The following is a 14,149-nucleotide window of genomic DNA, read 5'->3' on the forward strand; positions in this document are numbered from 1 at the left end:
TAAACGACGGTGGAGCCACGATGACCGAGAACCCCGCACAGGAGCGGAGCTGGTCCCGGGCCGAGGGCCGGTGGACCAGTACGGACGTGTTCATGCTCAGGGCGGGCGGCCTGCCGTGGTCGGCAGTCGAACCGCTCGCATCCGAGGCCATGGCCGACTGGGCCGCCTCGGTCCTGGAGCTCGAGGACCGGCTGAGCACACAGGCACAGGAGATCAGCGACCTGATCGGCCCCCTGGTGACCGAGCACGAACACGCCACACGCCAGAAACTGCTCTCGCTCCGCCGGGACGTGTTCAATCTCAGAGCACCCAAGGGGCGGACCCGCACCGCCGAAGCCCTGGCCGCGCTGCCGGACGGGATCTCCGCCACGGTCTCCGAGTGGATCTCCCTGCGGGAAGAGCTCTCCGAGAAGAAGGCGGAGGGCCAGGACCTGCTCGCGGGGGAGACCGAACGCCAACGCGACCACCTCCGGACGCTCGCACGGGACCCCAGGCTCCGGGACGGCCTTCTGCTGGCCTCGCCCTCCTTGGAACGCCACCTGCCGACCTACCTCGACGCCGGGCACGGCCGCCTGTCCAAACGGGCCCGGAAGATCGAACGCTCGTTGGTGGAGTACGTCCTGCGCACCGCGTGCAAGACGAGCCCCTTCAGCACCCTGACCACGGTCGCGGTGGGCTCTTTCGCCCAGGGCGTCGGTGACGCTTTCAGCTCCGATCCCCGGGGAGTGGACGGCCACAGTCACGTCAGGATCAACGTGGCCGCGCTCGGTCGGGTCGCCGACGCCGTGACCGAGGACTGGGAGCGGCTGACCGACCTCCCGGTGATCCTGTCCTCGGGGCACAGTCTCGACCACGAGAGAGTGCGCTACGTCCGTCGGACCAAACTCGGCGGGGAGAACAGCGAACCGGGTGCCTTCGACTCGCTGCGCGAGGAACTCTTCTTCCTCTCCCACAGCGGGCTGCTCGACGAGGTCATGGAAGTACTGGACAAAGAACCGGGCATCCGCCTCGGAGAGCTCCTGGAGCGCCTCTACGGCTCCGCCGGGAGAGAGCCCGAACAGGTGCGTGCCTACGTGGAGGCACTGATCCGGCTGAGCCTGGTCCGGTTGCCGAGCTTGGACGTGGACATCCACAGCGGGGACCCGCTCCGTACCTTCCGTGACGGTCTGGCCGACCTCCGACGCCCGTGGGCCGACGCGGTCGTCACCGAACTGGACCACAGCGCCGGCCTGGTGGAGGCCTACGCGGGAGCGGACACCGATGGGCGCCGAGAACTGCGGGACGGCGTGCGGGACTCGTTCGCGCGGGTCTCGGAATCGTTGGGGACCGACCCGGCGGCGATGCCTCAGGGACTCCTCTACGAGGACGTCTCCCTGCCCGGACTCGACCTGCGCGCCGACAAGGAGATCTGGGACGGGAGCCTCCTGGCCGACCTGCAACGCTTGTCGGACATCCTGCCGTTGTTCGACATGCTGCTGCCGCACAGGCTCGTCCTCCTGGGCTTCTTCCGGGCCCGCTACGGCGAGGACGGGGTGTGCGACGACATCCTCACGTTCGTCCACGAGTTCCACCGCGACATCTACGACCAGTACCTCCAGTCCAGCTCCCGCAGGCAGGACTTCGACGAGGACGGTGAGTACGTTCCTCTGGACAACTGGTTGCGCATGCCGGAGGTCGACGCCCTCAACGACGCCCGCAAGGAGCTCATCGGCCGAATGCGCCGGGCCTACGCCGACCTGCCCGATCCCGACACCGAACTCGTCCTCGACGACGACTTCATGGACGGGGTGGCGGAGCGGCTCCCCGCCCCCGTCCACCAACTCGACTCCCGCAGTTTCTTCCTCCAGGCCTCCGAGCAGGACGGGCGGCTCACCGGGGTGGTCAACCGTTCCTACAGCGGCCTGACCCTGCTCTACTCACGGTTCCTCCACTGCTTCGAGCAGACACGTGACCCGGCCCTCGCCGACGAGCTGCGGCACACACTGCAACGGGTCTGCCCGGAGGGAACGGTCTTCGCCGAACTCACCGGCGGTTACGACACCACCAACCTCAACCTGCACCCTCCGGTCACCGAGTACGAGATCGTGTGCCCCGGCGAGTCCAGTTCCCGTCCGCCCGAGGAGTGCGTCCGGGTCGAAGAGCTCCAGATCAGGTATCGGGCCGAACAAGGGCTGCACCTGTACTGCCCGCGGATCGACCGGGTGGTGATCCCCGTCTACCTGGGATTCCTGCTGCCGCTCGCGCTGCCGGAGGTGCAACGGGCCCTGCTCCTGTTCTCCCCCACGTCGATGGCGCCCCTGGACCTGTGGCAGGGCACCGACAGGCCGCTCGGCGACGCCCCGATCGGCGGCCACCCCCGTGTGCGCTACGGCGACCTGGTCCTGACCCGCCACACCTGGAAGACCGCGCCCGACCGCCTGCCCCGCCGGCAGCCGGATCAGAGCGACGCCGAGTGGTTCCTCTCCTGGCAGCGGTGGCGCTCCGAGCATCGGCTCCCGCGCAGGGTGTTCGCGGCCGTGGACACGGGCGGGGCGCCGGAAGGGGGCGAGGCCGACGAGGGGCCCACGCACCCGTCCAAACCGCAGTACGTGGACTTCGACAGTTTCTTCTCCCTGCAGCTGCTGGACCACATGGTCGCCAAGGCGAAACGGCGCGTGGTGATGACGGAGATGCTCCCCGGCCCCGACGACCTGTGGCTGCAGGGGGACGAGGGCGCCCACGTGGCCGAACAGACGGTGGAGATCACCAGGACCCCCGTGACCGGGGCCGACGACGAGAACGGGAGGTACCGACGATGACCCGAGCCGACGGTAGCGGCGAGTGGATGGCGATGCACATCTTCTACGCCGCCGATTCACGCCCCGTACTGACCGAGTGCCTGCGCCCCTTGGTTCACGACCTGCGGGAACGGAACCTGCTGGAGCGCTTCTTCTTCATCAACTACTGGCTGGAAGGCCAGCATGTCAGGTTCCGTGTCAAGCCCAGGACCCCGGAGCTGGCCGGGGAGGTCCGGGAACGTGTGGTGGAGGCCGTGACGGCCTACCTCAAGAGGCGGCCTGCGCTCTACGACTACGACTCCGAGTTCCTGCTCGAGATGTACGAGGACATGTTCCGCCTGGAGTACTCGGAGGAGGAACGGGTCGAGCGCTACGGCAGCGACGGGCCGATGCCCCTGCGGGAGAACAACACCTTCGCGTTCCTGCCCTACGAACCCGAGTACGCCAAGTACGGGGGACCGAAAGGGATCGAACTCGCCGAATGGCATTTCGAACACTCCAGTGACCTGGTGCTCAACATCCTCGCCCGCACCAACACCCACCTGCGTACCGTTCTGCTCGGTATTGCTTCCCAGCTCATGATGGTCATGGGAACGACCTTCATGCCGGACCGCGGCGATCTGGGTACCTTCTGGACCCGGTACCACGATTTCTGGCAGCACGCCTTCAAGCTCACCGACCTGGCCACGGTCGAGAAGTACGAAGAGAACTTCGACCAGATGTCCGCACGCCTCTCCCAGCGTTTCCACGACATCGAAGCGGGTGTGCACGGCACCGACGGGACCCGGCTGAGCTCCTTCGCCCACGACTGGGCCGAGCACTGTGCCGAACTGCGTGCCCGTGTGGTCGACCTGAGCGCCAAGGGCGACCTGCTCTTTCCCGCCTGGGACCCGGAGCGGATGCGCCACTCCGACGGCGCCGGGGAGTTCGAACCGGTCACGGACCCGGACACCGCACTCCGGATCCTGCTGTCCCCCTACATGCACATGACCAACAACAGGCTGGGAGCGACCATCGTCGACGAGGCCTACCTGTCGTACCTGCTCGCCCGTGTGGTGGGCCGGCCCTCCTTCCCGCTCTCGGAACGGGCCTCATGATCGCGGGGAACGACCCGGCCGACGCCCGCCCCCGGATCCGTGAGGACATCGTCGTCGGGCCTGCCCTGATCAGGGGCAGCCGACCGATCCACGTGATCAAGGATCCGGTGTCGGAACGGATGATGACGGTCGGGGCCCGGGAACACTTCATCATCTCCCGCCTCGACGGGCACCACAGTCTCGCCGACATCACCGCCGAGTACGGGGCCGAGTTCGGCCGGCGTCTCGACGAGCGGGCCTGGGGCGGGGTCATGTCGACGTTGGCCGGTCGTTCCCTCCTGGAGGGGAGTCCCCCTCCGAAAGCCGCTGAACCGGACGCCGGCAGCGGTCCCACGCTCCTCAACGCACGGATCGAGCTCCTGCGTCCGGGACCGTGGCTGGAACACACCGCCGCACGGGTGGCATGGGCCTTCTCCCCGGCGTTCGTACTCATCGCGATGGCCGCAGCGATGGTGGCCTGCGCCACGGTGGCCCTGAACCTGGGCCCGCTCTTCGGGACCGCGACCCAGGTCTGGTCCGACCCCTGGACCGGGGCCCTCGCGCTCGTCGTCCTCTGGGGCGTGGTGGCCCTGCACGAACTCGGCCACGGCCTGGCCGCCGTGCGGTTCGGTGCACGGGTGCGCGACTTCGGCATCGCCTGGCGGTTCCCCCTGATCGCACCGTACTGCGCGGTCGAAGAGGTCCAGGTCCTGCCGTCCCGGGACCGGGTGCGTATCGCCTTCGCCGGGGTCTTCGTCAGTCTCCTCGTGCTGCCGGTGGCTCTGCTGCTCTGGCTCCTGGCCCCGGAGGGGAGCGGCCTGTACACGTTCGCGTCGGTGCTCCTGCTGTTCGGCACCTTCGCGGCCCTGATCAACTTCGTGCCGTTCCTCAAGCTGGACGGCTACTCCATGCTCAACCACGCCCTCGGCACGGAGAACCTCGCGCGGGACGCCCGCAGCCATGTGCTCGGACGACTGCGTGCACGGTTCGGCGGAGCTGAGCAACCCCCCAGTCCCCCACGGCCGATCGGGTTCGCTTACGTGACCTATGCGACCTCGTCGGTGCTCTTCCACACGGCCCTCACAGCTGTTCTCGCGGCCTGGTGGTTCACCTTTCTGGACCACCTCATCGGCCCGTGGACTGCTGCAGGGCTCCTCGCTGCGACGGCCGTCGCGATCATCGCCGTCTACCGGACCAGAGCGGTCCGCCGACGCGCCGCCAGCGACACACGACACCGGTCGACAGGCAAGGAAGGAACATGAACAGAGAAGACGACGGTGTGAACGCCGTGGTTGTGGAGGCCCTGACCAAGGCCTACGGAGGAAAGACCGTGGTCGACGGGGTATCGCTCACCGTTCGTGAGGGTGAGTTCTTCGGTCTCCTCGGCCCCAACGGCGCGGGCAAGACCACGACGATGGAGATGATGGAGGGGCTGCGCAAGGCCGACAGCGGTTCGGTGAGCCTCCTCGGCTCCTCGCCCCAGCCCCGCAACACCGCGCTACTGCCGAGGATCGGGGTCCAACTCCAGGCTTCGGCCTTCTTCGAGCGCCTCACGGCACACGAACAGCTGGTCACTTTCGCGGCCCTCTACGGTGCGTCCACGGACCGTGTCGACGACACCCTGGAACTGGTGGGGCTCACCGAGCACTCCCATGTCCGGGAGGACAAGCTCTCCGGCGGCCAACGCCAACGGTTGTCGATCGCCTGTGCACTGGTCCACGACCCCGAGCTCCTCTTCCTGGACGAGCCGACCGCCTCCCTGGACCCGCAAGCGCGCCGCAATCTGTGGGACGTGCTGCGCGGGATCAAGGAGCGAGGCAAGACGATCGTCTACACCACGCACTACATCGAGGAGGCGGAGCGTCTGTGCGACCGGATCGCCATCCTCGACCACGGCCGTGTGGTCGCGATGGACACGCCCGGTGCTCTGGTCGGTGGCCTGGGCACCGCCATGAGCATGGAGCTCCCCGAAGGTGTCCTCGGCGTCGACGAGCTCCTCTCCCTCCCGGGCGTGGACGACGTGCGAACGGAGGGGGACCGGATCCGCATCACCGCATCCGACAGCAATGCCGTCATGCGTGCCCTCACCGATCGCGGTGCGGCGGGCCGGCTCCGGACCCGTGACGCCTCGTTGGAGGACGTCTTTCTCGAACTCACCGGAAGGGAGTACCGGTCGTGATCGCCTTTCAGCAGATGTCCGTTGCGGTCGGCAAGGGTTTCGTCCGCGACCGGGCCGCCCTGTTCTTCTCGTTCCTGCTGCCGCTGTTCTTCCTGGTCCTCTTCGCGATCCTCTTCGGGGCCATGGAAGGGTCGGAGAACACCCTCGAGCCCATCCAGTACATCGCGCCGGGGATCCTCTCGTTCGGTATCGCGATGTCGGCGGTGACCGCGTCCGCGCTCACCCTGGTCACCTGGCGCCAGAACGGCTTGCTGCGCAGGCTCCGACTGACCCCGGTGAACCCGTTCACCATCCTGACCTCGCGTTTTGCCGTGACCGTGGTGGTAGCGGTGCTGCAAGCGGCACTGTTCCTCGGGGTGGCTTTCCTCCCGTTCTTCGGATTGCGCCTGGAGAGCACCTGGTGGATGGCGATCCCGCTCTTCCTCATCGGGGTGCTCTCGTTCTTCTCGCTCGGGATCCTCATCGGGTCCCTCTTCAGGACGGAGCAGTCGGCCTCGGCCGCTGCCAACCTGATCGTGCTTCCGCTGGGCTTCCTCTCGGGCACCTTCTTCCCCTTGGACTTCGCGCCCTCCTGGATGGACACGGTCTCCCTGGCCAGCCCTCTGCGGCACATGAACGACGGAATGCTGGCGCTCCTGGTCCGCGGAGAAGGGCCGGAGGCGCTGTTGGTGCCCTGCGGTGTGCTTCTCCTGTTCACCCTGGTCACCACCGGTCTGGCGGGTTACTTCATCACACGCGGGGAGCAGTGAGGCGGGGAGCGCCGGTACGGGCAAGAGCGCTGCCATGAGTCTGCAAGCAGCGGACGGAACCATGGTTGCTCGGGCGCGCGACCCCTCCTCCTCGCGGGGCGGGGACGCGTACCCGGTCCATGTGACGACCGTCGAAAGGAAGCACTGATGCGCAGAGGAACCGGACCGGACGCGCTGTCCGGGCTCCAGGGTGAGCTGGAGCTCCTGGAGTCGGAGACCTTCGAGGTCCTCGACCTGGTCGAGGCCCGCGAGGAGATGCTCGGCAGCACCACCTCCACCACCAGCTGCACCTCCAGCTGCTCCAGCAGCAGCTGCTCCAGCACCAGCTGCTCCGGCGGCTGACGAGGAAGGACACGTCGCCTTGACGAACGGCAACCTCGACCTCCTGCACAACGAACTGGAGCAGCTCGAGTCGGAGACCTTCGAGGTCCTGGACTTCGCCGGCTCCCCGGAGGAGATGCTCGCCGGCACCACCTCCACCAGCAGCACCAGTACGTGCAGCAGCTGCAGTAGTTGCACCAGCTGCGCGTCCTGATACACGAACCCCATGACGAGTGAAGGAAGAGTGGCATGAGTCAGCCCCTGTACGGTCTGCGGACCGAGCTGGAGCAGCTCGAGTCGGAGACCTTCGAGGTCCTGGACTTCGCTGACTCCCCGGAGGAGATGCTCGCCGGCACCACCTCCACCAGCAGCACCAGCTGCTGCTCGAGCTGCACCAGTTGCACCAGCTGCGCGTCCTTCTGAGGCGCCTCCCCCGCACGAGTGAAAGAAGAGTGACATGAGTCAGCCCCTGTACGGTCTGCGCAACGAGCTGGAGCAGCTCGAGTCGGAGACCTTCGAGGTCCTGGACTTCGCCGAGTCCCCCGAGGAGATGCTCTCCGGTACCACCTCCACCAGCAGCACCAGCTGCTGCTCGAGCTGCACCAGCTGCACCAGCACGGCCAGCAGCTGTGCCTAGCTGAAGCGGCCGCCGTCCCCGAGTGCCCCGAGGAACCCCCCCTCGGCCGCGGCAGGGGACGGTATGCCCACCGCCGCCGTACCGGGACCTTTCCGGTACGGCGGTCCTGACGACGTGAAGGAGACCGGAAGACAGGTGTACGACATGGGAACCGCCGAGGGCGGTCTGGCGTTCCTGAGCCGAGAGCTGGACCTGCGCTGGTCGCGGTCCGGGCTCCCCGCGGGCCGGAACCCCCGGGTCCGTGAACTGGGTGAGCGGGACATGGTGCCGAACACCGCGGGCAGCCGGCACACCGAAGTCTTCCTCACGCCCCGTTCGGTGTTGATCGGCCCGGTCGGCGGGGGAGAGGCCGGTCCGTGCACGCGGTGTCTGGTGGGCCGTTGGCAGCGGCTGCGGCCCGAGGCCGAGCGCAGGGCCCTGGAGGCCGACACGGCCTTCGAACGCAGGGCCGCTGATCCCTGGATCACCGACTTCACTGTCGAGAGCGTCCATCAGCTGTACACCGATGCCGTCCTGAACGGTCGTGACCACGGGTGGTCCGACCGGACCGCCGGTGTGGTCGAGCTGGCCCTGTCCTCGCTCACGGTGCGGACCTTTCCGCTGCTGGCCGACTCCGGTTGTCCCCACTGTGCCCGGCCGGTGCCGACGAGCCCGGAGACCGCTCTGCCCGAGCTGCGCACGAGGACCAAACCCGACCAGGACACCTACCGGCTCCGCGGCTCCGACGGGTTCGACGTCGACACGAGTGTCTTCGTCAACCCTGTCTGCGGTGTGCTCGGAGAGACCGTCCACGTGGACCTGACGTCCCCGACCATGGCTCCGGCGACGGGGAACATGCGGATCACGGCCGCCGGCCTGTTGCTGGACGTGGGATGGTCCGGTCAAACCGATTCCTACGCCACGAGCCGGCTCTTCGGTGTCTTCGAGGGGCTCGAACGCCATGCGGGTACACAGCAGAGGCGCCACGACACCCTGGTGACGGGCAGCCGCAACGAACTCCTCGACCGCGGTCTACGGGTGCTGGACCCCTCGGAGTGCGGACTCTACGACGACGCGTTCCACGGCGAGGACGGGACCCGTCTGAACCCGTACACCCCGGATCTGCGGACACGGTGGGTGTGGGGGCGCTCGCTGCGCGACGACGAGCCGGTCCTGGTGCCCGAACAGCTCGTCTACTACGTACGGGACGGTGAACCCGGAGCCTTCGTGGACGAGTGCTCCAACGGGTGTGCGGTCGGCAGTACTCCGGAGGAAGCGCTCCTGCACGGTCTCCTGGAACTGGTGGAGCGCGACGCCTTCGTCCTCGCCTGGTACGCCGGGCTTGCGTTGCCGGAGATCGACATTACCTCGCTGGCCGATCCCGAGACCCGCCACATGATCGACCGCATCCGTCTGCACGGATACGACGTGCGCCTCTTCGACAACCGGATCGATCTGCCCTTCCCCGTGGTCAACGCGGTAGGGGTGCGTCGGGACGGCGGGATGGGCAGCTTGTGTTTCGCCGCGGGCTCGGGCCTCGACCCGGGTTCAGCCGTGCGCTCGGCCGTGGAGGAGATCGCCACCTACATCCCGTCGCTTCCTCTGCGCACCGAGCGACGCCGCACGGAGATCGAGGCCATGGTGGACGACCACGGCCTGGTGCGTGAGCTGAAGGACCACCCGTTGCTGTTCGCCCTGCCCAGGATGGCCCCGGAAGCGGACTTCCTGTTGGGGGAGCGCCGGGAGCGCCGGTTCGAGGACCTGTACCGGGACTGGGAGTCCAGGCGCCCCCGCAGCGAGGACCTGTCGGAGGATCTGCGTTCGTGCGTCTCGGTCCTGACCGAACGCGGCTTCGACGTCCTCGGGGTCGACCAGACCTCACCCGAGCAGGCTGCCGCCGGGTTGTCCAACGTGGCCGTGATCGTGCCGGGTCTGACACCCATCGACTTCGGTTGGCACAAACAGCGTGTGTTCACCCTGCCGCGCTTCCGTGAATTGGTGGAGCGGACCGCTGGAGCGGGGGCAGGGGTACCGAACCCGGTCCCCCACCCCTTCCCCTAGACGGGCGTCCGGCTCAGGACCGGCGTCGGCGCACGAGTGTCACGATCAGCGGTGGGATGCCCCAGAAACCGCAGAAGAGCGCCCACCCGAGCACACCCACCGGGTAGCCCATGACCAGAGCCGGGACCGCCCAGATGAAGAACATGACCGCGCTGAAGATCCCCCAGACGGCGAGGGGGCTCAGCCGTGAGCCCTCGTCGTCCTCCCCGGTGTCCTCCACCTCATCGGTGCTCTCCACCTCCTCGGAACCCTTCTGCGACCGGTGGGGCCGCTCCGGGTGACTCTCACCGGTCGCCGCGAGGTCGGTCACGAGGGTCTCGAGCTCACCACGGGTCCGTGCTCCGAGAGCGGCGTCGACCCGCTCGGCGTGCTCGTCCTGCGCCAGCCGCCCCTCCTCGAAAGCGGTCCGCAACATGGTTGTGGCGGCATCGCGGTCGGCGTCCGAGACACGCTGCAAGTCATCGCTGCGGTCGTCCTGCACTGTGGTCATCCTCCGGTTTCTTCGGCCGCCGCGAGCGGGGCACGGGACGTGGTCACGACTTCTCGGAGCAGTCGGTAGACGCCGAGGCGGTCGGTACCACAATGGTGGATCAGGGAGGCGTCGTACAGCTCTCCCAGAGCTTGGTCGAATTCGGTGGCTGTTCCGGGGAAGTCCGCGTAGAGCTCCCGTGCGGCCACCCCCTGGTGCTCGCCGGCGGCCAGGCCGAGGAAGAGGCGTTGGGCCGGCCTGCTCACTTCGTCGAAGCAGTGCAGGAACTCCTCCCGTAGTGAGAACTCCGATTCCGAAGCGGCCGAGAGCTGCTCGAAGGGCGAGTCCTCCAGCAACGTGGCGAACTCCTCCAGTGCGAGATGCGGAGTGGAGACGAATTTGGCCCCCGCCAACCGGACCGCTCCGGGAAGGCCGCCGCACGCGTCGGCGATGCGTTGCAGAACTGCGGGGCCCCGGACCTCGGCCTCCTCCCCGATGATGTGGCTCAGGAGTCGGACCGCGTGGTTACGGCTCAACGGGGCGAGGCTGTGGGGCCGGGCCCCGTGGAAGGCGATCAGACGGGGGAGCGCGTTACGGCTGGTGACGAGTGCTCGGGATTCCGAGGACGGAGGGAGCAGGGGAACCGACTCGGCGGAGTGACGGACACCGTCGACGACGAGGAGGCAGGGGCGGTCGGCCACCACCGACTGCCAAGCGCTGAGCAGTCGAGCCTCGTGTGTGGCCCGGCCGGCCTCCGGACCCAGCTCCACCCCTGCCTGCCGTAGCAGGTCGCACAGGACCGAGGGCCGGTCCCGGCGGGTGCCGTCGGGCCGGTCGAAACGCGCAAGGTAGACACCTCCGCTGAATCTGTCCTCGCAACGTTTCGCTGTACGCAAGGCCGTCTCCGTCTTGCCGACGGAGGGAGGTCCGGTCACGACCACGACCGGTGTGTCGGTGTCGATCACCTCCTCGACCAGTGACTCGACCGTCTCGCAGCGTCCGAAGAAATCGGGGGACAGGGGGAGGTGGTTGGGGCCGGAGCGCCTCGGGACCGGATCCTTGTCGGGTGGAGGGGCGGGGGCCTCGGTGCCGGTCCAGCGCCGACTTCGTGGGATCAGGGTCACGGCCTCGCCGGCGCCGCCCGACGGGGGCATGACATCGGCCTGACGCAGCACTTGGAGGTGGAGTTCCTGCAGGCTCTGGCGGGGTTCGATGCCCAACTCGGTGGTGAGGTACTCGTGGACCTTGCGGTACTCGTTCAGGGCCTCCGTCGTGCGTCCGGAGCGGTAGAGCGCTTCGATGAGCTGTTCCCAGTAGCGTTCCCGCTCAGGACGGTGGGTGATGGCTTGGCGGACCTGGGGTGCCAGGCCCTCGAAGTCCCCCAGGGTCAGGTCGATGGTGAACCGGCGCTCGAGCACGTCGAACCATTGGTCGTTCAGCGAGGGGGTCTCCTCGCGGTGCAGGGTCTCCGAGGGGATGTTGGACAGCGCCGGTCCCTTCCACAGTTTCTCGGCCCGGACGAGTGCCGAGCGTTCGTTCTCCACCTCCCCCGAGGACCGGTAGGCGGAGCCCTTCTCCACCAGCCGGCGGAAGACGAGGAGGTCGAGGGAGTCGCTGTTGGCGGGAATGTTTATGGAATACCCGCGGGGCATGGTGGTGATCGGGTCGGCGTCGCGGTCGTACTTCCGGAGAAGTCGTCGGAGCCGGAGTATGTATGTCGGCAGGGTGACATCGGCGTTGGCCGGTGCATCCTCACCCCAAAGTGCGTACTTCAGGTACTCGAGAGAGACGAAGGAGTTGCACTTGAGGAGAAGGCTCGCGAGTATGGCGCTCGGTTTCGTCGAGGGCAGGACGACGTCCTCGCCGTCCGAGACGACGGTGGCGGGCCCGAGGATCTCGAATCTGTAGTTCATCGCTTTGCTGCGCGCCTCGTCTGTCAGGGGATGGCCTTCCGGGGGAGCCCGAGTTCTCTCGGGCCCGTTCCTCCCGCGCGGGCCGAGCTGTGCCGGCGCGGTCACTGCAGGGTTGGGACATGGTGGGTAGAACGTGGGGCGGGCCTCGACGGAGGTGTTTCACGGAGTGCCGGTCTCAGCAATACGTTTCGGCTCTCACTGCCGAGGGGCCGGGGCTTGTGGCCCGTCTTTCCCATTTTCTTGTGGAACGATCCTGTTCCAGGAAATTCATGTCGAGTACCCGTTGTCATCCCCTCGGGCGGGAAGATTGGTTCTCCGTGCCGGGGGCAGGGGATCACCGTCTGCGAGTGCACTGTGACCGCTGGGGTTACGCTCGGTTCCGATCTCCCTTCAGTCTGTTGCGGGATGTTGGTGTTTGTGGCTGATGTCCTTTATATCTATTTATTACGCCTCACTTGTGAGTGCAACTGTTTTCGCCGAGAGAAATTCAATCGCAATTAAGGGACTTGGTCCCGATGGGTATCTCGGTCGGCCGCCCCTGCTACGGCCGAGCGCGGGCCTGCGCAGAACAGGTACCGGAAGCCGGACACACAGAGGGGGTGTCTCCCGCGGGAGACACCCCCTCTTGTGCGAACGGAGCGTTGCTGCCTACTTGCCGGCCGCGTCCTTGTCGAGCTTCTCGATGATCAGCCGGTAGAGCTGGCGCGGACGGCCGGGCTGCAGAGTGCGGTTGGGCGGCAGGGGCCAGGCCAGGCCCTCCTCCACCAGGGTGCGCAGCAGGCGCCGTGCGGTCCGGGAGGTGACCCCGAGCATGCGCCCGGCGTTCTCCGCGTCCACGACGAGCGGCCCGTCCTCTTCGGCGATCTTCTCCGACAGACGCATCAGCGTCTCGCGTCCCTTGGTGCGCAGCGGCTCCGAGGGCTGCCGTGCGGGCGCGCGCTGGGCCGGGACCAGGGAACGCCCCTCACGGTCCACTGCGAAGCTCTGACGCGACGCCTGAGCGCGGTTCAGGGCGGCCCGTGCGTGTGTCTCGGCGTCCTGGGTGGTGCGGCCCATCCCGATACCGACCTCGATGGCGATGCCCAGTTCGGCCTTGATGCGTTCCACGAACGGCGGCTGGCGGAACCCCTCCGTCGCCGTGACCAACGACCCGCGGGTCGCCGTGATCATGAACGAGTGGTCGTCCAGCCGGTGGGCGGTCGCGTTGATCCTGTGCGCCTCCTGCAGCAGCAGGCGGTGCAGGGACAGGCGCAGTTCCTCCCGCCAGTAACGCGGGGTCGAGCGCCGTGAGGAGTCCCGCAGAGTGGGCACGTCCACGACGACCACCCCGAGCTGTGCCTCCTCCAAGCGGTGGTGGGCCCCCAGCAACCCGGCGGTCTGCAGAGCGCTGCGCACACCGGCGTTGGTCGGACGCAACCGGATCACCGGAACCCCGATGGCCTCCAGGCGTTCGGCGACCCCGCGTACGCACGTGATCGCCATCCTGGTGGCCTTGCGGCGCCACAGACCCTCGTGGAAGGAGGTGAGCTGGGCGGTGTTGGTGAGCTCCTCGTGGACATGGATACCGTCGACCGGTAGGTCGACCTCGGAATAGGCTTCGACCACATCCGCGCGACCGAGCATGTCCAAGCTGGCTCTGGTCGGATCGAAGCGATCGTCCAGGGTCGCTCGGAGCAGTGCTTCGTGCAGACTCGCCCCTCCGAGCGGCACGAAGGTGGCGGGCATCGTCAGCACGCCGGCCTTTCGTGCGAACTCGTAGGGGACAGGGCTGGCGAACAGGTATGCGTCGATCGCCGAACCCAGCCTGACGACCTTGTCCGTCGCCTCTTGTTCCTCTCGGTACGCGGCGGCGATGAGTCTGGCGTTGAGGGGCCCCGTGGACCCCGGACCCATGAGCATGACGCGCTCGACCACCTCATGGGGTCCGATGACGCCGATCGTCAAATCGCCAGTACGCTGGGCACTCACCTCGGGCTGCTCCCCGCTAC

Annotated in this window: 13 protein-coding genes; 10 read left to right on the plus strand and 3 right to left on the minus strand. The window is 67.6% G+C overall.

The features are described from left to right. Positions 1-20 precede the first annotated feature (20 nt). From D456_RS0116365 to D456_RS0116410, 10 genes are all read left to right on the plus strand, one after another. Complete coding sequence (locus D456_RS0116365; protein ID WP_017577263.1) at positions 21-2,798, plus strand: lantibiotic dehydratase; 2,778 nt, start codon at positions 21-23, stop codon at positions 2,796-2,798. Beyond that, on the plus strand, positions 2,795-3,874 hold the full coding sequence (locus tag D456_RS0116370) for a thiopeptide-type bacteriocin biosynthesis protein (protein ID WP_017577264.1): 1,080 nt from the start codon (positions 2,795-2,797) through the stop codon (positions 3,872-3,874). The genes D456_RS0116365 and D456_RS0116370 overlap by 4 nt, the downstream gene beginning before the upstream one ends. Continuing rightward, on the plus strand, positions 3,871-5,115 hold the full coding sequence (locus D456_RS0116375; protein WP_017577265.1) for a M50 family metallopeptidase: 1,245 nt from the start codon (positions 3,871-3,873) through the stop codon (positions 5,113-5,115). Before D456_RS0116370 ends, D456_RS0116375 begins: the two co-directional genes overlap by 4 nt. Then, positions 5,112-6,032 carry an ABC transporter ATP-binding protein gene (locus D456_RS0116380; RefSeq protein ID WP_017577266.1) on the plus strand — a complete coding sequence of 307 codons (921 nt, stop codon included), beginning with the start codon at positions 5,112-5,114 and terminating at the stop codon, positions 6,030-6,032. Before D456_RS0116375 ends, D456_RS0116380 begins: the two co-directional genes overlap by 4 nt. After that, complete coding sequence (locus D456_RS0116385; protein WP_017577267.1) at positions 6,029-6,781, plus strand: ABC transporter permease; 753 nt, start codon at positions 6,029-6,031, stop codon at positions 6,779-6,781. Before D456_RS0116380 ends, D456_RS0116385 begins: the two co-directional genes overlap by 4 nt. A 147-nt stretch (positions 6,782-6,928) precedes the next feature. Then, positions 6,929-7,123: a thiazolylpeptide-type bacteriocin gene (locus D456_RS0116390; protein ID WP_017577268.1), complete on the plus strand. Its 195-nt coding sequence runs from the start codon at positions 6,929-6,931 to the stop codon at positions 7,121-7,123. A gap of 19 nt (positions 7,124-7,142) precedes the next feature. Beyond that, a complete protein-coding gene (locus tag D456_RS0116395; RefSeq protein ID WP_017577269.1) occupies positions 7,143-7,316 on the plus strand; it encodes a thiazolylpeptide-type bacteriocin in 174 nt (57 codons plus the stop codon). Between the two features lie 35 nt (positions 7,317-7,351). Next, on the plus strand, positions 7,352-7,525 hold the full coding sequence (locus D456_RS0116400; protein ID WP_017577270.1) for a thiazolylpeptide-type bacteriocin: 174 nt from the start codon (positions 7,352-7,354) through the stop codon (positions 7,523-7,525). A gap of 34 nt (positions 7,526-7,559) precedes the next feature. Beyond that, a complete protein-coding gene (locus D456_RS0116405; protein WP_017577271.1) occupies positions 7,560-7,739 on the plus strand; it encodes a thiazolylpeptide-type bacteriocin in 180 nt (59 codons plus the stop codon). 144 nt (positions 7,740-7,883) lie between these two features. After that, positions 7,884-9,779, plus strand: coding sequence for a TOMM precursor leader peptide-binding protein (locus D456_RS0116410; RefSeq protein WP_239643865.1), 1,896 nt, complete (start codon positions 7,884-7,886; stop codon positions 9,777-9,779). Between the two features lie 13 nt (positions 9,780-9,792). Here the strand turns inward: D456_RS0116410 and D456_RS0116415 are convergent, their stop codons facing one another. From D456_RS0116415 to D456_RS0116425, 3 genes are all read right to left on the minus strand, one after another. Further along, on the minus strand, positions 9,793-10,269 hold the full coding sequence (locus D456_RS0116415; RefSeq protein WP_017577273.1) for a DUF1707 SHOCT-like domain-containing protein: 477 nt from the start codon (positions 10,267-10,269) through the stop codon (positions 9,793-9,795). Next, positions 10,266-12,161: an AfsR/SARP family transcriptional regulator gene (locus D456_RS0116420; protein WP_017577274.1), complete on the minus strand. Its 1,896-nt coding sequence runs from the start codon at positions 12,159-12,161 to the stop codon at positions 10,266-10,268. Before D456_RS0116420 ends, D456_RS0116415 begins: the two co-directional genes overlap by 4 nt. Before the next feature lie 648 nt (positions 12,162-12,809). Next, complete coding sequence (locus tag D456_RS0116425) at positions 12,810-14,075, minus strand: hypothetical protein (protein WP_040699502.1); 1,266 nt, start codon at positions 14,073-14,075, stop codon at positions 12,810-12,812. Positions 14,076-14,149 lie beyond the last annotated feature (74 nt).

The sequence above is a fragment of the Nocardiopsis kunsanensis DSM 44524 genome, assembly GCF_000340965.1.
Classification (GTDB): domain Bacteria; phylum Actinomycetota; class Actinomycetes; order Streptosporangiales; family Streptosporangiaceae; genus Nocardiopsis; species Nocardiopsis kunsanensis.

Bases quoted from the DNA above. Each gene is read 5' to 3' on its own strand.
- D456_RS0116410 (WP_239643865.1), top strand. From the start codon at position 7,884: ATGGGAACCGCCGAGGGCGGTCTGGCGTTCCTGAGCCGAGAGCTGGAC.
- D456_RS0116400 (WP_017577270.1), top strand. From the start codon at position 7,352: ATGAGTCAGCCCCTGTACGGTCTGCGGACCGAGCTGGAGCAGCTCGAG.
- D456_RS0116415 (WP_017577273.1), bottom strand. From the start codon at position 10,269: ATGACCACAGTGCAGGACGACCGCAGCGATGACTTGCAGCGTGTCTCG.
- D456_RS0116390 (WP_017577268.1), top strand. From the start codon at position 6,929: ATGCGCAGAGGAACCGGACCGGACGCGCTGTCCGGGCTCCAGGGTGAG.
- D456_RS0116375 (WP_017577265.1), top strand. From the start codon at position 3,871: ATGATCGCGGGGAACGACCCGGCCGACGCCCGCCCCCGGATCCGTGAG.
- D456_RS0116380 (WP_017577266.1), top strand. From the start codon at position 5,112: ATGAACAGAGAAGACGACGGTGTGAACGCCGTGGTTGTGGAGGCCCTG.
- D456_RS0116365 (WP_017577263.1), top strand. From the start codon at position 21: ATGACCGAGAACCCCGCACAGGAGCGGAGCTGGTCCCGGGCCGAGGGC.
- D456_RS0116405 (WP_017577271.1), top strand. From the start codon at position 7,560: ATGAGTCAGCCCCTGTACGGTCTGCGCAACGAGCTGGAGCAGCTCGAG.
- D456_RS0116420 (WP_017577274.1), bottom strand. From the start codon at position 12,161: ATGAACTACAGATTCGAGATCCTCGGGCCCGCCACCGTCGTCTCGGAC.
- D456_RS0116370 (WP_017577264.1), top strand. From the start codon at position 2,795: ATGACCCGAGCCGACGGTAGCGGCGAGTGGATGGCGATGCACATCTTC.